The sequence below is a fragment of the Bradyrhizobium sp. SZCCHNR1051 genome, assembly GCF_032489615.1.
In the GTDB taxonomy this organism is placed as follows: Bacteria; Pseudomonadota; Alphaproteobacteria; order Rhizobiales; family Xanthobacteraceae; genus Bradyrhizobium.
Genome location: NZ_JAUEYJ010000001.1, coordinates 116012 through 142800 on the forward strand (window position 1 = coordinate 116012; position 26789 = coordinate 142800).

Below are 26789 nucleotides of genomic sequence, written 5' to 3' on the forward strand. Positions count from 1 at the left end.
CGTCATTCCTGGGCAAGCGTCGATGTGCAGCCGCGACGCGGCTGCGCGTGGCGATTGAACCCGGAATGTCGGCGGTGGTGAGACCCCTACGGCCCGATCAATTGCTCAGCGTCTGCGATTCCCGCTGGCGGTTCTTGAAGATCAACATCACGTTGCGGACGTAGATGATGTTCGACAACAGCTGGCCGAAGATGATGACCGGCTCGCGCTTCACGAGACCATAGATCAGCGTCATCAGCCCTCCCCCGATCGAGAAGAACCAGAATGCGAGCGGCACGACGCTCTTGCCCGCGCGCTCGCTGGCGATCCACTGCACCAGGAAGCGCGCAGCGAAGGCCAGTTGTGCGGCGAGGCCGAACACCAGCCAGAAATCGAACTTGGCGATGAAGATGTCGTAGAGATAGTTGCTGAACGCCTGCCCGAATTGAATCAGCATTACTTCACCTCGATCGCAACCGGCGTCGGCTTCTTGCGGCGGATCAGCCACCACACGCCGGCGAGATCCATGATCCCGATCCAGAGCCGGTCGAAGAACCCGTAGTTCGAGACACCGGAGTGCCGAGGCCGGTCGATCACGTCGACATAGGCGATGTCATAGCCCTCGCGCCGCACCAGCGCCGGCAGGAAGCGGTGCAGACCATCGAAATACGGCATCATCAGGAACACGTCGCGGCGAACCGCCTTGAGGCCGCAGCCGGTGTCACGCGTTCCATCGTGCAGCACCGCATTGCGGATCTTGTTGGCGAGCCGTGACTGCAGTTTCTTGAAGCCAGTATCCTTGCGGCCGACCCGCTGCCCGGCGACGAGGCCGACATGCGCACCGCCCTTTTCGAGCGCGGCGATGAGCTCGGGCAGAAAAGCAGGGTTGTTCTGCCCGTCCCCGTCGAGCGTCGCGACGACAGCGCCGTGGGCGGCGCGGATGCCGCTCCTGACAGCCGCCGATTGGCCGGAAGACGTCTCATGCCGCAGGACGCGCAGGTTCGGCCGCCGTGCCATTTCCTCGGCGAGCCGCTGCGCGGTCTCGTCGGTCGAGCCGTCATTGACGTAGATGATCTCGTACGGCCACAGACCATCGAGCGCGGTCGCGATCTCGCTGATCAGCGGCGTGATGTTGCCGGCCTCGTTGCGCACGGGAACGACGATGGAGACGGCAACGGGGGATTCGGTCGACAAGAGTTGAGACTCGTAAGGGCGTGATCGGGCCGGTTCCTGCCCCGGGGCGCTCCGGCGGAGGCTTCTTATGGGGCTTGGGGCCCGCTATCAACCCCTTTAGCGCGGTACGATTTGGCCGTCCTTGCCGAGACGAAAGCCGAGCCGACGAGCTGCGAACCAGTACCGGACGAGCATGGCGCAGGCCAATCCCACCACGGCGCCGGCGACCACGTCGCTCGGATGATGCGCCAGCAGCACCAGCCGACTCAAGGCGATCACGACGGCATAGATGAACATGGGAACGCGCAACCGCGGCCAGATGGCGGACATTGCAAAGGCCAGCGCGAAGGCCGTCACCGCATGTGCGGACGGCATGCTGAAATAGGCCGGCGTGCCGTTGAACGGGTCGAAATTGAAGGCATTCGCCTTGCCGCCGACGAAGGGGCGGCCGCGGCCGATGATGTATTTCAGCACTTGGGCAGCAAGTACCGCGCTCAGCACCGCGAAGAAGGCGTATTGAACGTGGGTCGCGAAATTGAGCAAACGGCTGCGGCTGGCTTCCGGCCACAGCGGCGCAATCAGGATCGTCGCGACGACGCCCACGGCCAACAGTCCCAGCACGTATTCATCCTGACCGAACTCGGTGATGATCCGCACCGGCCAAAGGCTCGGTGTTCCCCGCGCCGGCACCAGCCCGATCTCGTAAGCATCGAACGCGAACATCAGCACCAGGACCACACTCAGGCCGATGGCGCCGAGCAGGAGAAGCTCGCGCCCCAGGCGTTGCTGGCTCGCGGCCTCCGGCGCCGTTTGCGGCTGGCGGACCAGCCGGCCGAGCGAGAATTTGCCGACCAGCGCGAGCTGGGCGAAATAGCCTGACGATCGCGCGGGGCTGTCGGGCGCCGACATCTATTCGGTGCCCTCCGAGCGATAGATCGCGATCGAGACCGGACGGCCCTGCGAGATGTTGTAGCCGTCGATGCGCTTGGCGACGTTGTAGCGCAGCCCGATCGCTTCGGCCCGTTGCACGAAGGCGCGCTCGGTGCGCTGCTCGACCAAAGCAAAGCGGCAGGTGCCCTGGCTGAGGAAGTCGGCAGCGCCGGAGCCGTCGGTGAGTTGCGTCGACGACCCCGTCATGAAGACGAGGCTCGGCTCGTGGAAGCCTGCCGCCGCCGCCTTCGGCCCAACGCAGACCACGTTGCGGAGAGCGCGCGCAATCTCCGCGCTGGGAAACAGCGGCGTCAGCGCCGGCAGCACGGCGCCGTACACCACGAACGCCAGGAACATCGCCGCCACGCCGGCATTCAAGAGCGAGCGCTCGGCACGGCCGTCGTCATAGAGCCACCAGGCGAACAGGCCGAAGATCAGCGACGCCGCGACGAACGGCCAGGCCAGGAACACCGGCTGGTGCGTGACGATGATGGCGCCAATCACGGCCACCACCGAGGTGATGGCGGGAATCGCAAACCACCAGGCGGCGCCGCGCCGCAGCCAGTTGCGCGCCAGCACCCGCCGCTCCAGCGCGCCCACCGTGAGGATCGCGATCGCCGGATACAGCGGCAGCACATAATGCGGCAGCTTGGTCAGCACCGCCTCGAACACGATCCAGGACGGCAGCAGCCAGGCCAGCAGGAACTGCGCCCCCGGCTCACGCCGCGCGCGCCACACCGCAGGTGCCGCCATCGCGGCCAGCGGCGCGCCGGGCCAGAAGGTGATGAACAGCAGCAGCAGATAGAGGCCCGGCGGCGCGCCATGCGACTCCTGGGCGCCGATCTTGCTCAGCATGTCGCCGCCGACGGAGTCGGCAAAGAAGGTGTCGCCGGCGCGCAGGAAGATCAGGACGAACCAGGGCAGCACCAGCACCAGCATCCACATCAGGCCCCACAGCAGGCGCAGACGCCCCAGCCACCCCGCGCCGCGATCCATGATCGCGAGCGTCACGATGGTCAGTCCGGCGAACATCAGGATCAGCGGGCCCTTGATCAGGATGCCGCCGGCGAGCGCCGTCCAGAAGATCGCGGGCGGTCCCCAGGGCGGATGCACCGGATCCTCGCCGCGCTGCCACGACAGATAGACGCGCGCCAGCGCACCCATGGCAGCCACCACGGTGAACAGCAGCATCGCGTCGGTCTTGGCGAGCCGGGCTTCCACGCCGAGCAGCACCGAGCAGCACATCAGCAAGGCGGCGAACACGGCGCCGCGCCGTGTCACGAAGGAGAGCGCGGTCCAATAGGTCAGCAGCACCGCGCCGATCGCGCCGATCAGCGAGGGAATGCGGTAGACCCAGATGCGCAGCTGCGCACGCGGCAGACCGATCGCCGACGCCGTCTCGACCGCGGCCGATTGCAACCAGTAGATGCCGACCGGCTTCTTGTAGCGCACGTCGTCCTGGAAGCGGATGTCGACGTAATCGCCGCTCTCGACCATCTGCTTGGTCGCCTGGGCGAAGCGCGCCTCGTCGCGATCGATCGGCGGGATCGTGAAGAAGCCCGGCAGGAACAACAGCAGCCCGCAGACGAGCAGGAACGCCGCCGCCCTGGTGTGGCTCACGGTGACGGCATCGATCATCCGCACCAGCCGATTGCCTGGATTGACCAGGTTCTTCGGCTCGCGCGGCTCTCCAAAACGGGGGCGGGCATAGGTCTCGACCATGGGGTTCCGAATACGCTGAAACCGCCATGTCGACAACCGCTTAGCGAACCCTCACTGGATTCTGACCACAACTGTGTCCGCAGCGCCCGTGGCGTCGATCACGGTGAGGCGGGCAAAGCCCGGCCCGGGCGGATCGATCAGGCGCTGGCGGCGGCTATCGATCTCGCCGACGGCCAGTCCATTGACCAGCATGGTCAGCGGCAGCACGCCGCCCGACACTTTCACCGGCATCACCGATGCCTCGCGTCCCGCGGATCGGTCGACATCGATGCGCGAGCCGTTCAGCGGGAACTGGATGTGCGGCGCCTGTTCGGCGCCGGTCCGCAGCAATTCGCCGATCGGCCGGAACCGGCGCAGCGGCAGCGGCAACTTTGAATTGCTGGCGACCAGCGCCCCCTTGGGCGGCTTCGGCAATGTTGCTGGCAGCTTGCCGCTGCGGGCAAAAGCGTCGAACAGGATCGGCGCCGCGGCGACGCGGCCGATTAGGCCGGGCACCGGCGCGCCATCGGGCCGGCCGACCCAGACGCCGATCGTGACGCGGCCGTCGAAGCCGACCGACCAAGCGTCGCGATAGCCGTAGCTGGTACCGGTCTTGAAGGCGATCCGGTTGCGGGCTGCGTTTTCCGGCGGCGGCGTCCCCAGCAGCACGTTGCCGACCTGCCAGGCGGCCGCCGAATCCATCAGCCGCATCGGCTCGCGCGCGTTATCCTGCGCGCCGTCAGCCGTCATGATCTCGCGTAGCGGCTTGGTGGTGCCGAGCCGCGGAAAGCCCGTATAGAGCTGGGCGAGGTCCTGCAAGGTCACGCCGACGCCGCCGAGGCCCATGGCGAGGCCCGGCGCCTCGTCCTTCGGCAGCACCAGATTGCCGCCGGCCTGCTTCAGCCGCGACGACAGCCGGCTCGCCCCGACGCGATCGAGCAGCACGATCGCCGGCACGTTCAGCGACAGTTGCAGCGCCTTGCGCACCGGCACCGTGCCCTGGAACGTCATGTCGAAATTCTCCGGCGCATAAGAGCCGAAGCGCACCGGGCGATCCTCGATCAGGCTTTCCGGATGGACGAAGCCGTCCTCGAAGGCGAGCCCATAGATGAACGGCTTCAGGGTCGAGCCCGGCGAGCGCACCGCGCGGGTCATGTCGACCTGCCCTGCCCGCTTCTCGTCGAAATAATCCGCCGAGCCGACATGGGCGAGCACGTCACCGCTGTCATTGTCGATCACGATGAGGCCGACCGAGATGTTCGGTCCCAATGCGATGGCACGGTCGCGCGCCAGCGGCTCCAGCACTTTCTGCAGCGACGCGTCGAGCGTCAGGCGGATGATCGGCTGATCCTTGACGGCCGCCGAGGCCTGGTCGGCGGCATGCGGCGCCAGGATCGGCATCGGCTTGCGGAAGGCCGGCACGGCTTGCGCCTTCGCCTGCGCCGCGTCCTCGGCGGAGATCACGTTCTCCGACACCATGCGGTCGAGCACGCGGTCGCGGCCGTGTCGAGCGGCCTCGGGTTGCCGGTCGAGCCGCCGCGTCTCCGGTGACTGCGGCAGCGCCACCAAGAGGGCCGCTTCCGCCAGCGACAGCCGCTTCGGCTCCTTGCCGAAATATGCAATCGAGGCGGCACGGATGCCTTCGAGATTGCCGCCATAGGGCGCCAGCGTCAGGTAGAGATCGAGGATCTCGTCCTTGCTCAGCTCTCGCTCGAGCTCGAGCGCGCGCACGATCTGCCGGAGCTTGGCATGCAGCGAGCGCTGCCGCCGCGGCTCGAGCAGCCGCGCCAGCTGCATCGTGATGGTCGAGCCGCCGGAGACGATGTGGCCGTGCGAGCCGAGCTGGATGGCCGCCCGCACCAGCGCGCGCGGATCGACGCCGTGATGGTCGAAGAAGCGCTGGTCCTCATAGGCCAGCAGCAGCTTCAGATAGGTCAGATCGACGCCTTTTTTGGCGCTGACTGGCAGCCGCCACCGCCCGTCCGCCATCGCATAGGCACGCAGCAGCTTGCCGTGGCGATCGACCACGGTGGTCGAGACCGCCCTCGCCTCGCCCAGCGGCAGCGGGCCGAGGGAGATGGTCCAGGCGGCGACGGAGACCGACGCGACCAATGCGAGCGCAATGGCGAACAGCCGTTTGACGCCCCGCCCTCTCCTGCCGTCATGGCCGGGCTTGTCCCGGCCATCCACGTCATTCGGAGTGCGCGGAGAGAGCGTGGATGCCCGGGTCAAGCCCGGGCATGACGGAGTGTGTAGGTCCGTCTTGCCACCCAACTCACGATCGCTCGTCCCCCCCTCGCTCATTTCGCCACGCGGACCTCCACCGAGCCGGTGCCCGTCCGGCCATAGCGCGAGGGATTGTACATGTCCTCGACATAGGCCTGCGGCAGCACGTATTTGCCGGGCGACACCGCACGCACGACATAGGCGACTGTGAACACCGCCTTCGAATCCGCGGCGCGGTCGAGCGCGGCGGTAAAGCGGTCATCGCGGAACTCGGTGTTGACCGGTTCCTGGCCGTCCTCGATCCAGTCCAGGGTGCCGCTGTCACCCGACGACACCAGGTGCGGATTGTCGATCTCAAGCCCCGCCGGCAGATAGTCCGACACCATGATGTGGCCGTACTCTGGCTTGGCCTCGGTGACCTTCAGCACGACAGCGAAACGGTCGTTCTGCTTCGCGGTTCTGATATCGGCCGGCTTGCCGTCGAGCGTGTAGTAGCCGCGCTCGATCTTGAAACCGTTCGACGCGGCCGGCTCCGGCGTCAGCGGCGAGCCGGAGACCGAGACCACTGCCTGCACCGGCGCATCACCGGTGTTGGTGATCTTCAGCGGCTGGCCTGAGAGCTCCGCCGCCTTGTAGCTGCGGTACATCGCCTGCTTTACGGCCTGGCCGTTGATGTCGAGCGTCAGCGTCTCCTTGGCCAGCGCGCGCGCCGCCAGCACCATCCACGCATTCTCCTGCGTCGAGGTGTACGGCGTCAGCCCGCGCGCGGCTTCGATACGGGCGACGGCCTGCGTCAACGTCGCCCGCGGCGCATTGCCCTCGCCCGCCAACGACACCAGCGCCGCTGCATCGCGCAGGTCGGAGCCGTAATCGGTGCGGCCGAACACCAAGACCGGCTTCGGCGCGAGGCTGTCGGCCGCGGCGGCATAGACCCGCTCCGCACGGGCGCGGTCGCCGACCAGCGCCAACGCCGCGGCAAGCTGCGCCTTGGCGATCGGGGTGGCGAGATTGCCGAGCTTGGTGTCGGCGAGATAGCGCAGGTCGCCGATCGGCGCCGCGCCATTGCGCGCCAGCACGTAGAGGCCATAAGCGAGATCGCGGCCGCCCGTCTTCTCCGGCTCCTCGGCATTCACCACCGAGTTCCTGACGCGGTCGAGCGCGCTCTTGAACAGCACGTCCGGCACGGCAAATCCCTTCTCGCGGGCGCGGGTCAGGAAGTCCGTGACATAAGCATCGAGCCAGGGATCATCGCCGCCCGACGACCACAGGCCGAACGAGCCATTGGATCCCTGCCGCGCCAGCAGCCGGTCGATCGAGTCGCGGATGCGCTGGTCGACCTCGGTGTCCATCGCCAGATGCGCGCCGGCCGCGAGCTCGTTGACATAGAGCAGCGGCATCGCGCGGCTCGTGATCTGCTCCGAGCAGCCATAGGGGTAGCGGTCGAGCGCCTTCAGGATGGTCGCCGCATCGAGCGCGGTCGACAACCCCGCCGACAGCGACACCGTGCCGGTGCCCGCCACGAGATCGGAGAACATGTCCGATGTCAGCGTCAGGCTTTCACCCTTCGCGAGTGTGCGGATCGAGCGACGCGCCAGCACCTGGGTCGCCGGCTTCACGTCGAACTGATAGTGCCGCGCCAGCGAAAGCCCGTTGGGGCCCTTGATGTCGACATCGAGCTGCGCCTGCCCGGTGCCACTGGCGTCCAGCGACAGGGTCGCCGACGCCCGCTGCTTGGCCGCGAGCTTCATCGTGACGTTGGCATTGCCGGACACCTTGACCGGACCGCCGGCCTTCACGCTGACGACATAGTCGCCGGGCACACCTTCGACATTGTCGACATCAAACGACAGCGTGCCGCGATCGCCTGACAGGAGGAAGCGCGGCAGGGTCGCGGTCAGCACCACGGGATCGCGCACGGTGACGTCGACATTGGCGCGGCCAACTTTGGTGGCGCTCCACGCCACCGCCATCACCCGCGCTGTGCCGGCGAACTCCGGAATGTCGAAGCTGACCTCGGCAGTTCCGTCGGGCCCGACGGTGACGATGCCCGAATACAGCGCCAGCGGCTTCTGCGTCGGTGGTGAGCCCTGCAGCTCGGCGCCGCCAGAGTCACCGCCAGAGCGGATCTGGCCGCGCGTGCCCTGCATCCCGTCGATCAACTGGCCATAGAGATCGCGGATCTCGGCCGAGAGCTGGCGCTGGCCGAGATAATAGTCGTCCGGCGCCGGCGGCTTGTAGTTGGTGAGGTTGAGAATGCCGACATCGACTGCGGCGATCACGACCTTGGCGTCCTCGCCGGGATTGAGCCCGCCGATCTTGACCGGAATCTTCAAGGCCGAGCCCGGACGCACCAGCGCCGGGGGCGTCAGCGCGACATTGAGCGTGCGCGCCGACTTGTCGATACCGAACCAGGCGACGCCGAGCGCTCGGCCCGGCATGCGCTGCGCGGCCGTATCGAGCGGACGGCGCAGCGTCGTCACGACATAGGCGCCAGTGCCCCAGTCCTTGCCGACTGCAAGCTTGACCTGGTTGGTGCCCTCCTTGACCTCGGTGGTCTGCGTCGTCAGCAGCCGGTCGCCGAGCACATTGACCGTCAGCTTGCCGGCGGTGCGCGCATTGACCGTCACGACCATGCTGTCGCCCGACTGGTATTGCGGCTTGTCGAGCGAGGTCTCCAAGAGATCCGGCGTATCGGCGCTGCCGTCGGTGTACCAGCCGACGTCGAACTGCAGCGACGTCACCGGACCGTCGGCATCCGCCGACTTGACGTCGAGGCGATAGCGCCCGGCCTCCGGCAGGAAGCTCAGCCGCGCCGGCTTGTTGGCGGCGATCGTGACGTCGCCATCGCCGATCCGGCGCGTCGACTTCACCGGCTCGTACTCCCAATAGGAGTTCTGCCGGTACCACTGGTAGCGCGACTCGATCTTGAGCAGCTCATAACGCAGCCCATTGCGCGCCAGCGTCTTGCCCTCGGGCGAGACGAACACGACGTCGAACTCGGCCTTCTCGCCCTCGCCGACGCTCTTGCCGGAAAACGACGGCTTGATGCCGATCTGCGCGGCCTTGGGCGCCACGGGGAGCACCAGCTTGCGCTCGACGGCCCGGCCGCCGGTCTCAGCCATCCGCACATAGATCTGCGCCTCCTGCGGCCGGCTGGAGGACGGCGGCTTGGACAGGCTCACGGGGAACGTCGCCGCGCCCTTCTCATCCGTTTCCGGCATGCCTTCGATCGGGGTGCGCTCGTTGGAGGCGCTCTCCTCGTCGGCGACGCCGAACTGGTAGCCCGGGAAGCCCGGCCGCTCGGAGGCGGTCGTCACCAGCAGGTCGCCCTCGAGCTGCAGGCCGGAGGCCGGCGCGCCGTAGAGGAAATGGCCGTCGACCTTCACCTCCACAGGAGTCTCAGCCTTGATCTGCTTGTCCTTGGACGACAAGTCGAATTCCAGCCGCTCGGGGACGTAGTCCTCGACCATGAAGGTGGTCTCGCCGACGGACGCCCCCTTGGGATCGGTGAAGGCGCGCACGCGGTAGGTGCCGGTCGGCACCGCCGAATTCAGCGCCACACTGAACGACCGCCCGCCGGCACCCTGGTCAGGCAGCACGGCGCGGCGGAACTCGACTCCATCCGGGCGCTCGACCACCAGCGTCAGCGGCGTGCCGGTCATGGCGTTGCCCTTGCCGTCGCGCAGCAGCGCCGTGAGGTAGACGGTCTCGCTGGACCGGTAGACGCCGCGCTCGGAATACACGAAGGCGTCCGGCCCGGCCGGCGCCTCGCGGCCGGACACGCCACGGTCGGAGAGATCGAAGGCGGTCGTCTTCAGGCTGAGGAAGGCGTAGTCGGCTTTCTCGCCGACCACCGTCAGCATCGCCGGCGACAGCCCGCCCTCGCCCCGCGCCAGCCCCGTCTCGAAAAGCGCGTGCCCGGCCTCATCGGTCCTGCGGGTCGCCAGGATCTCGTTGTTGCGCGCCACCAGCCTCACCTCGGCGCGCGCCACCGGATCGGTGGACGCCAGCGAATTGACGAACACATGGATCCCGTCATTGCCGGAAAACGCGGCGACACCGAGATCGGACACGATGAACCATTGCGTGGCGAGCTGGCCGCCGCTGTCCTCGTCATTGCCATTGGTCGGGCCCTTCGGCGCGGCCGTCATCACATAGACGCCGGGCTGCATGTCGCTGAGCGCCTGATCCACCGGAAAGGCGGTGGTGACATCCTGGTTCAGGGTCATCGCGGTCGAGAGCTCGCCGCTCCACACCTTCATGCCGCGCTCATTGCCGAGATCGGTGAGCTGGTAGCTCGACAGCGGCCGCTGGAAGTCGCTGTCGATGACGGTGTTGATCAGGTTGCGGTCGCCGATCCGGAAGACGTTGATGTTGACGGCGGGCGTGTTGACGCTGACCAGCGGAATGCCCTTCTGGCCGGTGCGCGGCAGCACATAGGCCTTGCCGGTGAAGCGCACGAACGGCTTGCGGTCGCGGACATAGATGTTGAACTCGGCCGATTTCGGCAGGCTTTCCTTCACGCCTGACGGCAGCCCGGCGCGCAGGTTGATGTTGTAGCGCTCGCCATGCTTGAGGCCTTCGACGCAGAGCTGCTTGTCCTCCGAGGTCAGCGCCGGCTTGTCGGTACCTGCCTGTGCCACGAACGGCGAGAAGTCGGTGCGCTTGGCAAGATCCTCGGAGAACTGGAAGCAGGCGCGCGGGCTCGCCGAGTCGGAATCCACGGTATAGTCGAGCAGCTTGAAGCCGTGCTCGTCGCGCATCCGCTCATACTGGCCCCTGACATCGGCGACCTCGCGCAGGTCGAGCGACATCCGCAGCGCATCCAGCGCCGGCCGCCACAGCTTGCGCTCGGCCACGGTCTTGCCGAGCACCGCGAGCGCGTCCGCCTCCTCGCCGGCATTGCCGGCGCGCTGATAGGCGATGTAGGCCGCCGTCGAGGCGCGCTCCAGCAGGAAGGTCTGCTCCGACGAGTTGATCGGCTTGATCTGGTTGAGCACGGTGCGCGCCAGCCGCAGCCAATTACCGGAATCATCCGGGGCCACTGTGGCGATCTGTCCGAGGATTTGCAGACCCGTGCGCAGGTCGTTGCGGCGCAGCGCCGCATCGGCGTCGGTGCGCAAGGTCGCCAGCGGCTTGTTGACCGCCCCCGCCTCGCTCTTGATCTGGGCCTCCAGCTTGACGGCGGCGTCAGCCAGATCGTCGCGCTTGAACGCCTTGTCGGCGGCGTGGGCGGCCACGAGGCCGAGCGCCATGGTGGCGCAGAGGGCGGCGGCGCGAACCAGACCGATCATGGGACAGCTCCTTGGACGGCTCTTTGAACGTTCTCTGGAAAGATTTCCGGACAGGTCCTGGCGGTGCACGGATCGACGCCCGTGTTTGGCCGATTGGTGGCGAGAATGGACGCGAAATGGTGACGGACTGATGGCAAGAGTTGTAGGGGCCAAGATAGCGACCCGTGGCCTTGGCTGCCATCGGCAGGCGGCCGCGGCCGGGAAAATCTGTTCATCAACGGCAATTCAAAGGACATGTTCACAGGACATGGCATACCGGCAAAGACCGCAGCAGCCGTTTGACCAGCGCCGCTGACGCGCGAACGGCCCTTGATGACCCTCCTCCGCCTCCGCTTGGTCGCCGCCGGCCCGTATCCGGTTCGGACGGTCTTGGCGAAACGGAAGATTTTTCATATGACCCATGCTATGGGATGGCCGTACCGGCGGGGCTTCGCCTCGGGGAGTCATCCCGCGACGTCCGCCCGTGCCGTTCACGTCGCGACGACGGTCCCATAGCTCAACTGGATAGAGTAGCGGATTTCTACTCCGCGGGTTGCAGGTTCGAGTCCTGCTGGGATCGCCAATCGCCACGCCAGCGCCATCGTGGCGCCCCGCCGCTCGTCCATTTCGAAACATTGCCGTGAACGACAGGGCGTGCGCACCCAAGCTTGCCTTCGTTTGGCGCATGCGTGGCCATGGCATTGGGGGGCTCGGTTGGCGAAACATGAAGGATCCCGGTTTCTGGTGAGAATTTTGCGGTCCAGATTCCGCGACCACAAGACGGAGCTTTCCGAGCTGCGGCGTCACATCCGGCGCGGCGACGTCGTCTGCGACATCGGCGCCAACAAGGGCAGTTTTCTCTACTGGCTGGCGCGGTGGTCGGCGCCGGGGCGGGTCGTCGCCTTCGAGCCCCAGCCGGACCTGGCCGAAAGATTGGCGCGGCTCTGCAAGCGGTTCTCGCTCGACAACGTCGTGGTCGAAGCGCGCGCCGTCTATTCGTGCTCCAGCAAGAAGACCCTGTTCGTGCCCGAGGGGCACCAGCCCGGGGCCTCGCTGCTCCGCCCCGCCGAGACCTCGAAGACGATCCAGGTGCAGACGACGTCGTTGGACGACTATCTCCCCGATACGGGAAATGTGTCTGCGATCAAGATCGACGTCGAGGGTGCCGAACTCGACGTGCTGCGCGGCGCCGAGCGCACCTTGCGCCGATGCCGGCCGTTGATCGTGGTCGAGTGCGACCACCGCCTGGCGACGCTCGACAGGGTGAAGGAGACGTTCTTGCTCCTGCGGGGTCTTGGCTATCGAGGCCAATTCCTGAGCCGCGGGAGATTGCTTCCGTTGTCCGCCTTCGACCCGGAGATCCACCAGCGCGCCGATGGCGAATGGTTCTGGAAGCGGAAGGACTACTGCAACAACTTCATCTTCAGGAGCTTGCACGCGCCCACGTCCGGAACTGCGGATGAGCCGGGCTGGTCGATGATGACGTCACAGTCGCTGATCAATCGCCCCTCCCCCGCGCAGGACGAAACATTCCGGGAGCCGATCGAAACCATTTCGCCGCGCCTACGAAGTCGTCGTGAAACAGACCCCCGGCATGTTGCCGAACATCAAATCGACCGTAGGGGTTACCGATGTCCGCGTTGCTGAGCTTCATTTTCGAATCCTATTGCCTGAGCTGCCGGGCGATGTTTCCAGAGCTCAATACCGATCAGTCGACCGTCGCGGAGTAGGTCGCGGCCGAGTGGCCGGAATTTCGATCCGAGATTGAGCCGCGCGGGCGCCGCCGGCCCACTTTGGCTGTCTGCCTGCAGACTGCTCGTCCGGAAAACCCACGCGCATCAAGCTTTGCTCTTCAGCTTAATGGCGGCTTCCATTTGACGCCGACGCCCTTCATCCGCCACGTCTTGGGCGATGGAGTTGGACCATGTTTGAACTAGCCATGTTTGCCGCAATCTGTTTCATCGCCGCTGTCGCCCTCACGATCATTTACCGGCGGCGTCAGGACGTCCTCTACGGCCCCTATATCGCGGATGTCTCGTGGCCGACGGCGCTGCCCGACGACCGCATCGAAGCGTCGTCACCCTGAACCTGGATGTGCTCCCGGGAGGCACCGGGCAGGCCGTCGCGATCACGCCAGCGATGATTGCCGATCTGCATGACGCCCGGCTTCACAAGCCGATGCGCCCGCCGGAATCGTTGAGCAGCGCATCGAGCCGGTCTGGGCTCATCCTCTGTCCACCCGGCGTCTCTATGCTGACGCAGGCAGCGCCGAGACGCAGATAGGCGTTTGCCGTGAGCAGCGCATCCTGCGCGCTGCGGCACCTGATGGTGGCGATCGCGCTGGCGCTTTCGGCCCGGACGGTGAAGGACGCGGCGGCCATGAGGGGCGGGCTCGTCTGTAAGCGGCGGCTGAAATGAAGCCGAAGCTTATGCGACGGAGCCCGACGGTATCATTGAGGCGGATCAAAGCCGCCGGTCCCAGGCTTCGCTATGGGCGTCCCGCTCAGCTCCGATTCAGCGACAGGCTGATGCGGGTGACGATGCCGTCCCAATCGCGCTCCCAGGCCCGGGGGTAGTTGATCAGCACGCAGTGGACATAGCCCCCAACGAAGTTGCAGCGATTATACCAGACGTAGTCGCCCTTGTAGCTCGACACCGCGAAGAAGCGCGAGGTGACGCGCTTGTACTGGATGTTCGGCGGCGGGTTCTTCTGGGCGAGGAATCGCGCCGGCGACTCCCGGGTGTCATCGGGCATCGACTGCACGGTCAGATTGGCGCGACCGTCCGCGGTCTGGAAGCGCTGGCCGTAGCCCTCGGGTTGGCCCGCCGTGTCGCTGAAGATCGAGACGGGAATGTCGACCGACGTGCCGGTCTCCGGGATCCTATAGGTGTTCCAGCGCACCGATTCGGCCGGCGCGGCGTTGCTCCAGCACGCGGCGCATGCAAGCACAGCCATGGCCTTGATGATCGGATTCATGTCTGTCGTCCCCAACGGCTTGAGAAAACATGACGTTGAACCACCTTCGCGGCTCAGCGAAGGCAGCGTCCGCCATCAGCGGCAGGCGAACGCGCGACCCCAGTCGAAGGTTCATGGCTCCCGCAGGTCCCGTGCTCGATCGCTCCTCATCATTGAACCTGGGATGGAGCGACGTTCCGGGTTGCCGTCGGGCCGTCACCCGCCATGAGTTCGTGCGTTCCGGTCTCGGCGGGCTGCTCAAGTCTCCGCAAGAACGCATCCAGTTGCGGCGCGAGTTGCGAAAGGACAAACCTCGACCCTTCCGGGGTGAAATGGATGGTGTCCCAAACAATCGGCGTTTCCGCGTCGATCGTCAGCGGGCAACGCCTCTTGCTGCAAATCGTGTCGAGAATGGAAACGTATTGAACGAGCGGATACGCGCTGGCGATCTCCTTCAAACGGTCGTCCGCCTTGAACGCCCCCTCTCTCGGCAAGAGCGAATTGCCGATTGGGACGTGCGTCTGCTCATGGTTGAACAACGTCGAAGCCAAGGGAGCGGGGAACTCGATCGAAGGACCGAGGAGCAGAACTGGAACGCCGGCTTCCTGAGCTGCCGCCAGCAGCGCGTTCAAATACCGATCGACGCGCCGTGCAGGAGGCTGGCCGTAGGTTTCGAGATAGGCGCGCCAATTGCCGGAAAGAACGACGCCGTCAAAGCCGTGGGCCCTGATCTGATCGCGTAGCAGCTGATTGACGTCGTTGCAGTTTCGCGAGGTGCTCAGCTTGAGCTCGACGAACGGGGGACAGGCCGCTGACGTAAGCTGCAGAAGATGATAGGCATCGGAGGATAGGTAGCTGCGCAATCCCCAGGCATAATGTGCGGCGAGACTGTCGCCGGCGAGCAGAATGTTGCGCTTGTTTGCGGCCGGCTTCAGGCACGCATCAAAGTCGTAGGCCGATGGCGGCTCATCGGGCTGCAAGAAGCAGCTGTGCGCACGATAGAACGGCTCCATCGTCCGGGAATCGTACCGGAGCATTCGTGCCTGGGATTGCGGGAAGCGATCGGCGTAGCCGTCATGAGCGACGCCGTGAACTCCGACCGCGATCAGGACGACGGCAATGCCCGCGATCACCGGGGAGCCACGCACGCCAACCCACTCCGTTCGCGCGCGTGCCGGCCGCTCGACGATGACGTAAGAGAGATAGGCCAGCAGCAGCGAGCACAGCAGGAGCCCGGCGGTAGCAAACGCCGAGGTCGCGACATCGAGCGGCAGCGCGGCCCTGCCGAGGACGAACACCGGCCAATGCCAAAGATAGAGCGAATAGGACAGACGGCCGAGGAAGGCTCCGGTCTCGCGGAACGGCAGCCGGGGCCTGCCCTGCTCCTGATTGAAGGCGACAATATAGAACGCAGTACCGAGACAGGGAATCAGCGCATGCAACCCGGGGAATCGTGTCTCCGCGCGGAAGATGACCACGGGAATCAGCATGGAGCCCATGCCGGCTGTCGCAAGGATGAGACGCGCCTCGCTTCTGACCGGTGACCATCGATGCAGAAAGAACGCGATGCTTCCGATCAAAAACTCCCAGGCCCGCAGCGGGGCGATGTAGAAGGCGGCAGAGGGCGATTGCTTGATCCAAAGCTCATCGAGCACGCACAGCGCGACCGTTCCGGTGACGACCAGTCCGAGCGACAGCTTCGACGTTGGGTCGGGAAACAGCCTGCTCCAGAGCCAAGTCACGACCGGAAACAGGAAGTAGAACTGCTCCTCCACCGACAATGACCAAGTGTGGATGAGAACCTTCCCGATCGTTGGAAGATCGAAATAGCCGGTCTGCGACCAGAAGAAGATGTTCGACGAAAACAGAAGCGTAGAGACCGCGCTTCCGAAAAACATTCGGTAGTCGCCAGGAGGCGCAAAGAACCACGCGACTATCCCGGTGACGACAATCATCAGGTAGAGCGCTGGAAGCAGGCGCCGCGCCCTTCGTTCGTAGAAGGCGATGAACGAAAACGAATTGGATTGAATGCCGCTCCAGATGAGCCGGGAGATCACATAACCGGAGATGACGAAGAAGATATCGACGCCGACAAACCCGCCGCCAAAACCTGGCAACTCGAAATGAAATCCAATGACCGAAATCACGGCTACGGCGCGCAGCCAATCGATGTCCGGCCGGTACTCCAAAACCTTTGTGCGCGTCATGCTGGTAGCCTGGGCGGGCCATTCGCCCTAACGAGTTACCTGCTGACATGTCCGCAAATGGATTGCAACGCACCGAAACACACGGAAATACCGTTCTTGGTTGGTGTATCCGAATTGCCGCACCATCTCACGGCCCCGCCGCGTGGGGACGCCGACGGATCGCAGACCCAGCGGGAGGCCATTCGCCTGCGGGGGTCATCCCGCGAGCATCAAGAGAACTCGCACTCGGTCCCGATCCCGGTGCTGACTTCGAGGCGGTGATTGGAAGCCCGACGCGCCAGAGAGAATGGCAGCACCGTCAAGGCCAACATGCCGGCAAGCCGGATCATTCACTGCGCCAGCGCGCCCCCGCCCGACGCAGCTTTCGACACAAGGACCGCTTGTGTGTCCGTGACTGACCAGCCCTCCGCCTTGATTGCCCCGGCCTAGCAACGCGCTGTCGTCACGCGAGCAGACGTGCCGCGCGTACTCCCGCGATCATCATCCACGAAACGCCTGCCACGCTGACGCCTCAACTAGGCTCGACGCGAGACGCACGCGGGATCCACGCTCGATGATTGTGCGGCTGTTGTTTGATGAGCACACCCACCCGCGAGATTTCAGCGACCGCCTTCCGTCGTCACCACTCACATGATACCAGTCATGCCAAAGAAGCTGGCGAGCGAGTGGCGACATCGCCATAGCCGTTAACACCTCGCCACAAATCGGCCGAGGTCGAGGTGGGCTGCCTCTATACTTCGAGTTGCTTTTGCAACCGCATTGGCGTCGTACCTCGGACAGTGCTTATCGGCACCGGCCCGCGCAGGCTGAGCGCACCTAAACCGCTTCCCTGAAGGAATTTGGCTTAAAAACGTGCGACGCCGCGTCTCCGCAACCTGGCAACTTCTTTCAACAGCCAAAACGTGCAACAATACTGCACGCAACTAATATCAACCTCAGATTTAATTTACTGATCATTTACTTTCCGCAACTTTGCCCCAAAAACTGCACGATGCTGGGTTCCTCTTTCACAATTAGAACTCTTCTGGGGCCCTACAAAAACCACCTCCCCAGAAACGGGATCTAACAACCTCGGATATACTTTTCAAAACTCACTCTCCGTCTTCGTTTCGCGTACAGAGGTCCCACAATGACAACACTCATCAAGGCTCTCCCGACCCATCTCGAAGAGACTCGTATCGACTCCGAGAAGCTGCGCACGATCCTGATGCTCTGCGGCGCCACTGCGTTTGGCTTCATTCTCCACGCCACCTACGGTCTCGATCTCAGCTACGCCTTCTTCTGATTTGATCAGTCTGCCGGTCGAGGCTGGCGGCTCTTCATTGCCGGACGCAATCGGCGTCGGTCCGGGCTCGCGGGGTTATTGAACGGCCCCGCGCGTCGCCTTTTCGAAGTGATACGCGCCACGCGAAGAATATGGCAGATGCCGTCCTGATCGTGCTTTTGCACAGCTTGGCCGCGCCGCTCCCACAATTCCGCCGCGACGACGCGACACGCTGAGGGCGTTGAGGATTGCGGTTGCTTGAGGACGAGTAGCGTCATGCGTTCACCAGTATATGATCTCTATCAGATGAAGCAGGATCGCTTGCCGAAAGGAGCCCGTTCGGCATGGCTGAGGACGAGGCCGAATGAGCCGCCGCCCGCGGCCGACGACTGGGTCTTCGTCGGCAAGGAACGGCATCCGAGCCGGTGGACGGTCGCGGAGATGAATGAAAAGGGCACCTGCTACCGCGAGATCCCGATCTGGCTGTCGAGCCGCCGCAGCATGATGGCTGGATCGGCGGCCGAAAGCGGCGCTCAGCCGCCGGCCGCCTGAGATTCATCGGAGATCGCTGACGATGGCCGCTACGCGCCACGTTCGTCAGCAAGCCTCGCCAGGGCAATGAACGGGATCGGCGGTCCTACGCGAGTTGGACGCCGTAATAGTCGTCGACCTTGCGCCCCGCCCCGGCATCCCCCCAGTCCCACTCACGCTCGTCGGAATATTTCGGCGCGCCTCGCAGTTGGTTCTCGGTCACGCCGGTAACGTAGCCGCCGAGTCGCGTGTCGTACTTCAGGGATTGCCAGGGCAACGGGTAGTGATCATTCCCAAGCCCGAGGAAACCGCCGAAGCCCAGGACGGCATACGAGACCCGCCCGCTCAGCTTGTCGATCATCACGCGTTCGATGGTGCCGATCTTGGTGTCGTCGGCGCCATAAACGGCCGTGCCTTCGACTTTGTCGCTTCCAATCAGGTTGCCATATTCGCGTTCATCGAGCATCGACGTTATGTGGTCCTCCCGGTGCGAGTGGATCGATAACGTTCGGCCGTCACCGGCCGTTCCCAAGAGCCTGAAGCGCTCTCAGTCGGCCTCCGACGGGTTACCGTCCTGCTCGGGATGACGTGTCGCCTCGCGGGACGGAGCATCCGGAGATGTGGTCTTATGAACCTGCTGCGCACGCTCCTTGTCGGCGGGCTGATCCTCACCGCGTCCTGTCCTGACGATGCCTTGGCCTTGCTGCGCCATCGGATGGCTCTCCTTGGTTGGTGATCCACGAAGGGCGCCGGATTGGATAGCGCTGACGCCGCTGCGATTCGATCGAAACGACGCGGGCCGCGCCTGTTCGTTCCCTCCTTGAGCCAACAGGCCGCAGAGCCGACCGCGCATCTGGCGCAACACGGTGCTTTGAGCGATCCAAACGAAACGTTGGCGATCTCAGGCTGTTGACCACGTCCCTCGAGAGGAGACGTTCTGCCGGCGGCTGGTGCAACAGGCCGTCGAAGCACTCGGCGGACTCGACATTGTCGTCAATAACACCCGCGCGGCAGCAGACGCGTCAGTCGACCCTGGATGTCTCGTCCGAAGATTTCGACGCGACGATGAAAACCAATACCTATGCCCCGTTCTGGATCATCAAGGCCGCCCTGCCCCATCTGAAGCCGGGATCGGTCATCATCGGCACCTCGTCCGAGCAGGCCTATGATGGCTCTGCGGATCTCTACGACTATGCGCGAACAAAGGCGGCGACCCATGAACTATGTGAAGTCGTTGGCCAAGCAGCTCGGACCGAAGGCCATACGCGTGAACGCCGTCGCGCCCGGGCCGATCTGGACGCCGCTTCAGGTCTCCGGCGGGGCCACGATGGAGAAGATGGAGAAGTTCGGCTGCCGCTGGTTCAGATGTGGGTGATGGGCTGCGGCAGCGAATACGCCTCCGTATGCACCTGACGAATCGTCGTGAACGCGGCGACGGCCGAGGCCAGGCTGAAGGCCGTCAGCAGCGCAATGAGAACGGTGCGGGGGGTCATGGGACGCTCCTCCATCCAGATTGGTTACTCGCGTAGCGCGGTCCGGTACTCGCCGAGCGGTGCGATTTCGCCATCGAGCCAATCCTGCTGGAGCGCGAGCGCTTTCCAGCCTTGGGCCATGCGTCGATAGCGCCGGAACGCCGGCTCTCCGTCGGCGCGCTCCGCGAGCTGGAGACAGTTGTCTGCGTTCTCTCTGAAAAGATCCGATCGTTTCATCTCAATCAGCTGGGAGCCACGGCGGACCGCCGCAACTCTGTTACACGATATTAATGTTCGCTCTGCGCTGGTGGAACATGGCGCACGTTGCAGCGCGGGTCCTGCTCAGAAGCGACGCGACACTGCCAACGTGAAGGGCCTGCATTCTTAGGCGTCTCGGGATCTTCGGATCCGTCGGCATCTCGGCGCCATTGCTTCCGGCATCCCCGTCTCTGCCGTGGTTTCCATTGCTAGTCCCCTTCGGAGGCATCAAGACGGCAGCAATAGCGAACTTGAGGCAGGTTCTCCTCTTACTCGAATGAGACGCGCCCCCTTTCCCCGTTCCAATGGAAATCGCCTCCTTCGTCAGCGACGAATACATGGGAACCCTTTTCCTGGATTGGAGTTGAAGCACTCGCGCCAGTAAAGGCCGGTTCCATTAGCCTTGGAAATCGGCATCCTGGCTTGATTTGAGTAGTTGCGGCGGCTTCTATGGCCGCCGGCTATCCGAGTCTCGGATTTTTGCTGGTAGACGGTCTGCCACGGGGAACTTGATGAGCGATCTCGATTCTGCTGCCAGTCCGATGCCCGAGCGCCAAGGGTTTGGCCGCCAAGGCAACGGAGCCGAGGCGGCCGATGCCAGCCAGGACCTGCTCCGCGCTCTCCAGGCCATGCGTTCCGGAGATTTCTCCGTGCGTATGGGCGGCGACTATCTCGGCATCGACGGCAAGATCGCCGACACGTTCAACGAGATCATTGCGGCCAACGAGCGGATGGCGCAGCAGCTCGAGCGCGTCGGCCAGGTCGTGGGACGGGAGGGAAAGACGCGCCAGCGCGTGCGGTTCGGCATCGCAAGCGGCTCCTGGGCGGATATGGAGAGTTCGATCAACACGTTGATCGACGATCTTCTATGGCCCACCCGTGAGGTGACGCGCGCGGTTGCCGCCGTGGCCCAAGGCGACCTCCTGCAGACCGTGAAACTGGACGTCGATGGCCGGCCTCTGGGCGGCGAGTTCCTGCAGTCGGCGACCATCGTCAACACGATGATCAAACAGCTCAGCGTCTTCACGTCCGAAGTGACCCGCGTGGCGCGCGAGGTCGGCACCGAGGGCAAGCTCGGCGGCCAGGCCCAGGTTCCCGAAGTCACGGGCGTCTGGAAGGACCTGACCGAGAGCGTCAACTCCATGGCCAATAATCTCACCGGCCAGGTCCGCAACATCGCGGAGGTGACGATCGCAGTCGCCAATGGCGACCTATCGAAGAAGATCACGGTCGACGTTCGTGGCGAGATCCTGCAGCTGAAGGAAGCCATCAACACGATGGTCGATCAGCTCAGGTCGTTCGCGTCGGAGGTGACGCGTGTGGCGCGCGAGGTCGGCACCGACGGCAAGCTCGGAGGTCAGGCCATCGTTCCCGGCGTTGCCGGCACCTGGAAGGACCTCACCGACTCCGTCAACGCGATGTGCGGCAACCTCACCGCTCAGGTCCGCAATATCGCCAACGTCACCACTGCGGTCGCCCGCGGTGACCTGTCACGCAAGATCACGGTCGACGTGCGCGGCGAGATCCTGGAGCTGAAGGACACCATCAACACGATGGTCGACCAGCTCAACGCCTTCGCATCCGAGGTGACGCGCGTGGCGCGCGAGGTCGGCACCGAGGGCAAGCTCGGCGGCCAGGCGCAGGTGCCCGGCGTTGCCGGCACCTGGAAGGATTTGACCGACAACGTGAACTTCATGGCGTCGAACCTGACGGCACAGGTCCGCAACATCGCCGACGTCGCCACGGCCATCGCCAGCGGCGACCTGTCGAAAAAGATCACCGTCAACGTCTCCGGCGAGATCCTTCAGCTGAAGGAAACGCTGAACACAATGGTCGACCAACTCAATGCGTTCGCCGGCGAGGTCACGCGCGTGGCGCGAGAGGTCGGCACCGACGGTCGGCTCGGCGGACAGGCCAACGTGCTCGGCGTCGCCGGCACCTGGAAGGATCTCACCGAGAGCGTCAACTCGATGGCGTCGAACCTGACGGCGCAGGTCCGCAACATCGCCGAGGTGACGACCGCCGTCGCCAATGGCGACCTGTCGAAGAAGATCACCGTCGACGTGCGCGGCGAGATTCTGGAGCTGAAGGACACCATCAACACGATGGTCGACCAGCTCAACGCGTTCGCCGGCGAGGTGACCCGCGTCGCGCGCGAGGTCGGCACCGAGGGCAAGCTCGGCGGCCAGGCCATGGTGCGCGGAGTCGCGGGCACCTGGAAGGACCTGACCGACAGCGTCAACTCGATGGCCTCCAACCTGACAGGCCAGGTCCGCAACATCGCGGAGGTCGCCACCGCCGTCGCCAAGGGCGACCTGTCGAAGAAGATCACGGTCAACGTCTCCGGCGAGATCCTTCAGCTGAAGGAGACGCTGAACACGATGGTGGACCAGCTCAACGCCTTCGCCGGCGAAGTGACGCGCGTCGCGCGCGAGGTCGGCACGGACGGCAAGCTCGGCGGACAGGCCGAGGTGCCCGGCGTCGCCGGCACCTGGAAGGATCTCACCGACAGCGTCAACTCGATGGCCGGCAATCTGACGGCTCAGGTCCGCAACATCGCCGAGGTGGCAACGGCCATCGCCGGAGGCGACCTGTCGCGCAAGATCACCGTCGACGTGCGCGGCGAGATCCTGAGCCTCAAAGAGACGCTGAACACGATGGTCGATCAGCTCAACCGCTTCGCGGGCGAGGTGACGCGCGTCGCGCGCGAGGTCGGCACCGAGGGCCGGCTCGGCGGCCAAGCCAACGTGCCCGGCGTCGCCGGCACCTGGAAGGATCTCACCGACAGCGTCAACTCGATGGCCGGCAATCTGACGGCTCAGGTCCGCAACATCGCCGAGGTGACCACGGCGGTGGCGCGCGGCGACCTGTCGCGCAAGATCACCGTCGACGTGAAGGGCGAGATCCTCGAGCTGAAGAACACCATCAACACCATGGTCGATCAGCTCAACGCCTTCGCCTCCGAAGTGACGCGCGTGGCGCGCGAGGTCGGCACCGAAGGCAAGTTGGGCGGCCAGGCCGAGGTGCCGGAAGTCGCGGGCACCTGGAAGGATTTGACCGACAGCGTCAACTTCATGGCCTCGAACCTGACGGCCCAGGTGCGCAACATCGCCGAGGTCGCGACCGCGATCGCCGGCGGCGACCTGTCGAAAAAGATCACCGTCGACGTGCGCGGCGAGATCCTGCTGCTCAAGGACACCCTGAACACGATGGTGGAGCAGTTGCGCTCGTTCGCGGCCGAAGTGACGCGCGTCGCGCGCGAGGTCGGCACCGAGGGCCGGTTGGGCGGCCAGGCCGTTGTGCCCGGCGTCGGCGGCACGTGGAAGGACCTGACCGACAACGTCAATCTGCTCGCCGCCAACCTGACCACGCAGGTCCGCAACATCGCCGAGGTGACCACGGCGGTGGCGCGCGGCGACCTGTCGCGCAAGATCACCGTCGACGTGAAGGGCGAGATCCTCGAGCTGAAGAACACCATCAACACCATGGTCGATCAGCTCAACGCCTTCGCCGGCGAGGTGACGCGCGTGGCACGCGAGGTCGGCACCGAGGGCAAGCTCGGCGGACAGGCGCAGGTGCCGGGCGTTGCCGGCACCTGGAAGGACCTCACTGATACCGTGAACTTCATGGCCGCGAATTTGACCGAACAGGTCCGCGGCATCGTCAAGGTCGTGACCGCCGTCGCCAATGGCGATCTCAAGCAGAACCTCACGGTCAAATCGAAGGGCGAGGTCGCAGCACTCGCCGAAACCATCAACAACATGACGGAGACGCTGGCGACCTTCGCCGACCAGGTGACGAGCGTTGCCCGCGAGGTCGGCGTCGAGGGCCGGCTCGGCGGCCAGGCCAACGTGCCCGGCGCGGCCGGCACATGGAAGGATCTGACCGGCAACGTCAACCTGCTTGCGGCCAACCTGACATCCCAGGTGCGCGCCATCGCCGAGGTCGCGACGGCCGTGACCAAGGGCGATCTCACCCGCTCCATCCAGGTCGATGCCCGCGGCGAGGTGTCCGAGCTCAAAGACAACATCAATACGATGATCACCAATCTGAGGCTCACCACCGACCTCAACACAGAGCAGGACTGGCTCAAGACCAACCTGGCCAAGTTCACCAACATGCTGCAGGGCCAGCGCGACCTGACCACCGTCGGCCGCCTGCTGCTGACCGAGCTGACGCCGCTGGTGAACGCCCACCGCGGTGTGATCTACCAAGTCGAGACCGAGTCCACGCCACAGCTGCGCCTGCTTGCCTCATACGCCGATGACGGCATCTATCCTCACCGGACGCACGTCCAGTTCGGCGAGGGGCTGATCGGACAATGCGCGATCGACAAGCGACAGCGGCTCGTCTCCGAGATTCCATCCGACGTCATCCCCGTGGGCTCCGCCCTGCTCCGCGCCGTCCCGAAGAACCTCGTGGTGCTGCCGGTGTTGTTCGAGAACCAGGTCAAGGCGGTGATCGAGCTGGCGTCGCTTAGTTTGTTCACGACGTCGCAGATGACGTTCCTCGAGCAGCTCACCGACTCCATCGGCATCGTGCTCAATTCGATCGAAGCCACGATGCAGACCGAAGGGCTGTTGAAGCAGTCGCAGCAGCTCGCCGCGGAGCTTCAGACCCAGCAGCGCGAGCTGCAACAGACCAACGAGCAGCTCGAGCAGAAGGCGCAACAGCTCGCCGAGCGCAACGTCGAGGTCGAGCGCAAGAACCAGGAGATCGAGCAGGCCCGCCGCGCGCTCGAGGAAAAGGCGACCGAGCTCGCGCTGACATCCAAGTACAAGTCCGAGTTCCTCGCCAACATGTCGCACGAGCTGCGCACGCCGCTCAACAGCATCCTTATCCTCGGCCAGCAGCTGACCGAGAATCCGGACGGCAATCTCACCCTCAAGCAGGTCGAGTTCGCCCGCACCATCCATGGCGCCGGCACCGATCTGCTCAATCTGATCAGCGACATCCTCGATCTCTCCAAGATCGAGTCCGGCACCGTGACGGTCGATGCCGAGGAGATCCTCACCACCAACCTCCTGGAAACCGTGGGACGTCCGTTCCGCCACGAGGCGGAAAATCGCCTGCTCGCCTTCAACATCGACGTGGACCCGAACCTTGCGCGTAGCATCGTCACGGATTCCAAGCGCCTGCAGCAGGTGTTGAAGAATCTGCTCTCGAACGCCTTCAAGTTCACCGCCGAAGGAGGGGTGCGCTTGAAGGTATCTGCGGCGCTCGGCGGATGGAGCGCAGAACATCCGGTGCTCAACACTGCACCGGCCGTGATCGCGTTCGAAGTCTCGGACACCGGCATCGGCATTCCGCAAGACAAGCAGAAACTGATCTTCGAGGCGTTCCAGCAGGCGGATGCCGGCACGAGCCGCAAATATGGTGGCACCGGCCTCGGGCTCGCGATCAGCCGCGAGCTCGCCAACCTCCTGGGCGGCGAGATCCATCTCAAGAGCGCACCCGGCAAGGGCAGCACCTTCACGCTCTATCTGCCGCTCAAATATTCAGGTCCCGCAACGACGCCCCGCGTCAGTCCAGCATCGCCCGTTCCCTATGTTCAACCCCCAGCACTACAGCAAGCGGCCGCGCCGGAGCGCGGGATCGAGCCCCCGCCGGACGATCGTCTCGATCTCGAACCCGGCGATACGATCCTGCTCGTGGTCGAGGACGATCCGCACTACGCGCGCGTCCTGATCGACCTCGCGCGCGACAAGGGCTTCAAGGTGCTGATCGCCGGCCGCGGCGCCGAGGCGCTGGACCTCGCCAAGCAGTATCAACCGGCCGCGATCTCTCTCGACGTCTTCCTGCCGGACATGCTCGGCTGGACCGTTCTGAGCCAGCTCAAGCATAATCCGCTGACGCGGCACATCCCGGTGCAGATCATCACGCTCGACGAAGACCGCCAGCACGCTTTGGCGCGTGGCGCGTTCTCCTTTGTCAGCAAGCCCACGACAACGGAAGGCGTCAGCGCGGCCCTGTCGCAGATCAAGGAATACGCCAAGCCGCGACGCAAGCGGCTGCTGATCGTCGAGGACAACGCGGCCGAGCAACTCAGCATCCGCCAGTTGTTGGATCACGACGACATCGAGATCATCGCGGCGGATACGGGAGCTTCGGCGCTCGAGACGCTGCGCAGCGCGCCGTGCGATTGCGTGGTTCTCGATCTGCGGCTGCCAGACATGAGCGGGTTCGACGTACTCGATCAATTGCGCTCCGACGATTTCTTATCGAGCGTTCCGGTGGTCGTCTTCACCGGGCGGGAATTGTCGGCCGAGGAGGATGCGGAACTGCATACGATGGCGCGCAGCATCGTCGTCAAGGGCGTCGAGTCGCCGGAGCGGCTGCTCGACGAGACGTCGTTGTTCCTACACCGTGTGATTACGGAACTGCCGTTCGAGAAGCAGCGTATGCTGGAGAAGCTGAACAGTTCCGACGAAGATCTGATCGGCAAGACGGTGCTGCTGGTCGACGACGACGCCCGCAACATCTTTGCTCTCTCCAGCGTGCTGGAACGCCGCGGCATGAAAGTGCTGACGGCGACCACCGGAAGCGAAGCGATCGACCTGGTGCAGAGCAATCCCGCGATCTCGATCGTCCTGATGGACATCATGATGCCGCAGATGGATGGTTACCAGACGATCGGCGTCATTAGGCAAAATCCCGCCTTCGTCCGGCTCCCCATCATCGCGTTGACCGCGAAAGCCATGAAGGGAGACCGCGAAAAGTGTCTCGAAGCTGGCGCCTCCGATTATCTGGCAAAACCCGTCAACACCGAGCAGCTGCTCCTTGCGATCCGCATGTGGCTGCACCGCTGAACGGTTCATC

Annotated in this window: 17 protein-coding genes, 1 tRNA gene and 2 pseudogenes; 7 read left to right on the forward strand and 13 right to left on the reverse strand. The window is 64.7% G+C overall.

What is annotated here, in order from left to right:
• Positions 1–97 precede the first annotated feature (97 nt).
• From QW868_RS00525 to QW868_RS00550, 6 genes are all read right to left on the reverse strand, one after another.
• On the reverse strand, positions 98–436 hold the full coding sequence (locus tag QW868_RS00525) for a lipid-A-disaccharide synthase N-terminal domain-containing protein (protein WP_172109779.1): 339 nt from the start codon (positions 434–436) through the stop codon (positions 98–100).
• On the reverse strand, positions 436–1173 hold the full coding sequence (locus QW868_RS00530) for a glycosyltransferase family 2 protein (RefSeq protein ID WP_315780016.1): 738 nt from the start codon (positions 1171–1173) through the stop codon (positions 436–438). Before QW868_RS00530 ends, QW868_RS00525 begins: the two co-directional genes overlap by 1 nt.
• Positions 1174–1269: 96 nt before the next feature.
• Positions 1270–2061, reverse strand: a complete 792-nt coding sequence (locus tag QW868_RS00535; protein ID WP_316229678.1) for a phosphatase PAP2 family protein — start codon at positions 2059–2061, stop codon at positions 1270–1272.
• The gene (locus QW868_RS00540) at positions 2062–3804 is read right to left on the reverse strand and encodes a glycosyltransferase family 39 protein (RefSeq protein WP_316229679.1); all 1743 of its coding nucleotides are present in this window, start codon (positions 3802–3804) and stop codon (positions 2062–2064) included.
• Between the two features lie 51 nt (positions 3805–3855).
• Complete coding sequence (pbpC, locus tag QW868_RS00545) at positions 3856–6087, reverse strand: penicillin-binding protein 1C (protein WP_316229680.1); 2232 nt, start codon at positions 6085–6087, stop codon at positions 3856–3858.
• Positions 6084–11303, reverse strand: a complete 5220-nt coding sequence (locus QW868_RS00550) for an alpha-2-macroglobulin (protein WP_316229681.1) — start codon at positions 11301–11303, stop codon at positions 6084–6086. Before QW868_RS00550 ends, pbpC begins: the two co-directional genes overlap by 4 nt.
• Positions 11304–11788: 485 nt before the next feature.
• Between QW868_RS00550 and QW868_RS00555 the strand changes: the two genes are divergently transcribed.
• The 3 genes and pseudogenes from QW868_RS00555 to QW868_RS00565 all read left to right on the forward strand — a co-directional run bounded on the left by QW868_RS00555 (position 11789) and on the right by QW868_RS00565 (position 13368).
• A tRNA-Arg gene (locus tag QW868_RS00555) sits at positions 11789–11865 on the forward strand.
• A 131-nt stretch (positions 11866–11996) separates the two neighbouring features.
• A pseudogene (locus QW868_RS00560) lies at positions 11997–12722 on the forward strand (FkbM family methyltransferase); the annotation flags it as partial.
• A gap of 499 nt (positions 12723–13221) precedes the next feature.
• A complete protein-coding gene (locus tag QW868_RS00565; protein WP_315738058.1) occupies positions 13222–13368 on the forward strand; it encodes a hypothetical protein in 147 nt (48 codons plus the stop codon).
• A gap of 82 nt (positions 13369–13450) precedes the next feature.
• Here the strand turns inward: QW868_RS00565 and QW868_RS00570 are convergent, their stop codons facing one another.
• From QW868_RS00570 to QW868_RS00580, 3 genes are all read right to left on the reverse strand, one after another.
• Positions 13451–13663 carry a hypothetical protein gene (locus QW868_RS00570; protein WP_315738059.1) on the reverse strand — a complete coding sequence of 71 codons (213 nt, stop codon included), beginning with the start codon at positions 13661–13663 and terminating at the stop codon, positions 13451–13453.
• A gap of 122 nt (positions 13664–13785) precedes the next feature.
• Positions 13786–14259, reverse strand: a complete 474-nt coding sequence (locus QW868_RS00575) for a hypothetical protein (RefSeq protein WP_315738060.1) — start codon at positions 14257–14259, stop codon at positions 13786–13788.
• A gap of 149 nt (positions 14260–14408) precedes the next feature.
• A complete protein-coding gene (locus QW868_RS00580; RefSeq protein WP_316229682.1) occupies positions 14409–16445 on the reverse strand; it encodes an acyltransferase family protein in 2037 nt (678 codons plus the stop codon).
• 1129 nt (positions 16446–17574) lie between these two features.
• Here QW868_RS00580 and QW868_RS00585 point away from each other — a divergent pair.
• Positions 17575–17730 carry a hypothetical protein gene (locus QW868_RS00585; protein WP_315738062.1) on the forward strand — a complete coding sequence of 52 codons (156 nt, stop codon included), beginning with the start codon at positions 17575–17577 and terminating at the stop codon, positions 17728–17730.
• Positions 17731–17985: 255 nt separating this feature from the next.
• A complete protein-coding gene (locus QW868_RS00590; protein ID WP_315738063.1) occupies positions 17986–18261 on the forward strand; it encodes a hypothetical protein in 276 nt (91 codons plus the stop codon).
• An 85-nt stretch (positions 18262–18346) separates the two neighbouring features.
• Here the strand turns inward: QW868_RS00590 and QW868_RS00595 are convergent, their stop codons facing one another.
• Together QW868_RS00595 and QW868_RS00600 are read right to left on the reverse strand one after the other, a co-directional pair.
• Positions 18347–18706, reverse strand: a complete 360-nt coding sequence (locus QW868_RS00595) for a PRC-barrel domain-containing protein (RefSeq protein WP_315827632.1) — start codon at positions 18704–18706, stop codon at positions 18347–18349.
• Between the two features lie 81 nt (positions 18707–18787).
• On the reverse strand, positions 18788–18952 hold the full coding sequence (locus tag QW868_RS00600; RefSeq protein WP_315738065.1) for a hypothetical protein: 165 nt from the start codon (positions 18950–18952) through the stop codon (positions 18788–18790).
• A 211-nt stretch (positions 18953–19163) separates the two neighbouring features.
• On the opposite strand from QW868_RS00600, the pseudogene QW868_RS00605 reads away from it, so the two are divergent.
• Positions 19164–19591, forward strand: a pseudogene (locus tag QW868_RS00605) (SDR family oxidoreductase); the annotation flags it as partial.
• A gap of 10 nt (positions 19592–19601) precedes the next feature.
• Here QW868_RS00605 and QW868_RS00610 read toward each other — a convergent pair.
• Together QW868_RS00610 and QW868_RS00615 are read right to left on the reverse strand one after the other, a co-directional pair.
• Complete coding sequence (locus QW868_RS00610) at positions 19602–19733, reverse strand: hypothetical protein (RefSeq protein ID WP_315756589.1); 132 nt, start codon at positions 19731–19733, stop codon at positions 19602–19604.
• Between the two features lie 24 nt (positions 19734–19757).
• Positions 19758–19949, reverse strand: a complete 192-nt coding sequence (locus QW868_RS00615) for a hypothetical protein (protein WP_315770763.1) — start codon at positions 19947–19949, stop codon at positions 19758–19760.
• A 650-nt stretch (positions 19950–20599) separates the two neighbouring features.
• Between QW868_RS00615 and QW868_RS00620 the strand changes: the two genes are divergently transcribed.
• Positions 20600–26779, forward strand: coding sequence for a HAMP domain-containing protein (locus QW868_RS00620; RefSeq protein WP_410051274.1), 6180 nt, complete (start codon positions 20600–20602; stop codon positions 26777–26779).
• Positions 26780–26789 lie beyond the last annotated feature (10 nt).

Excerpts from the sequence above, each read along its gene's own strand:
- QW868_RS00525 (WP_172109779.1), bottom strand. The coding sequence starts at position 436 with ATGCTGATTCAATTCGGGCAGGCGTTCAGCAACTATCTCTACGACATC.
- QW868_RS00535 (WP_316229678.1), bottom strand. The coding sequence starts at position 2,061 with ATGTCGGCGCCCGACAGCCCCGCGCGATCGTCAGGCTATTTCGCCCAG.
- QW868_RS00540 (WP_316229679.1), bottom strand. The coding sequence starts at position 3,804 with ATGGTCGAGACCTATGCCCGCCCCCGTTTTGGAGAGCCGCGCGAGCCG.
- pbpC (WP_316229680.1), bottom strand. The coding sequence starts at position 6,087 with ATGAGCGAGGGGGGGACGAGCGATCGTGAGTTGGGTGGCAAGACGGAC.
- QW868_RS00550 (WP_316229681.1), bottom strand. The coding sequence starts at position 11,303 with ATGATCGGTCTGGTTCGCGCCGCCGCCCTCTGCGCCACCATGGCGCTC.
- QW868_RS00565 (WP_315738058.1), top strand. The coding sequence starts at position 13,222 with ATGTTTGCCGCAATCTGTTTCATCGCCGCTGTCGCCCTCACGATCATT.
- QW868_RS00570 (WP_315738059.1), bottom strand. The coding sequence starts at position 13,663 with ATGGCCGCCGCGTCCTTCACCGTCCGGGCCGAAAGCGCCAGCGCGATC.
- QW868_RS00575 (WP_315738060.1), bottom strand. The coding sequence starts at position 14,259 with ATGAATCCGATCATCAAGGCCATGGCTGTGCTTGCATGCGCCGCGTGC.
- QW868_RS00580 (WP_316229682.1), bottom strand. The coding sequence starts at position 16,445 with ATGACGCGCACAAAGGTTTTGGAGTACCGGCCGGACATCGATTGGCTG.
- QW868_RS00585 (WP_315738062.1), top strand. The coding sequence starts at position 17,575 with ATGACAACACTCATCAAGGCTCTCCCGACCCATCTCGAAGAGACTCGT.
- QW868_RS00590 (WP_315738063.1), top strand. The coding sequence starts at position 17,986 with ATGCGTTCACCAGTATATGATCTCTATCAGATGAAGCAGGATCGCTTG.
- QW868_RS00595 (WP_315827632.1), bottom strand. The coding sequence starts at position 18,706 with ATGCTCGATGAACGCGAATATGGCAACCTGATTGGAAGCGACAAAGTC.
- QW868_RS00600 (WP_315738065.1), bottom strand. The coding sequence starts at position 18,952 with ATGGCGCAGCAAGGCCAAGGCATCGTCAGGACAGGACGCGGTGAGGAT.
- QW868_RS00610 (WP_315756589.1), bottom strand. The coding sequence starts at position 19,733 with ATGACCCCCCGCACCGTTCTCATTGCGCTGCTGACGGCCTTCAGCCTG.
- QW868_RS00615 (WP_315770763.1), bottom strand. The coding sequence starts at position 19,949 with ATGAAACGATCGGATCTTTTCAGAGAGAACGCAGACAACTGTCTCCAG.
- QW868_RS00620 (WP_410051274.1), top strand. The coding sequence starts at position 20,600 with ATGCGTTCCGGAGATTTCTCCGTGCGTATGGGCGGCGACTATCTCGGC.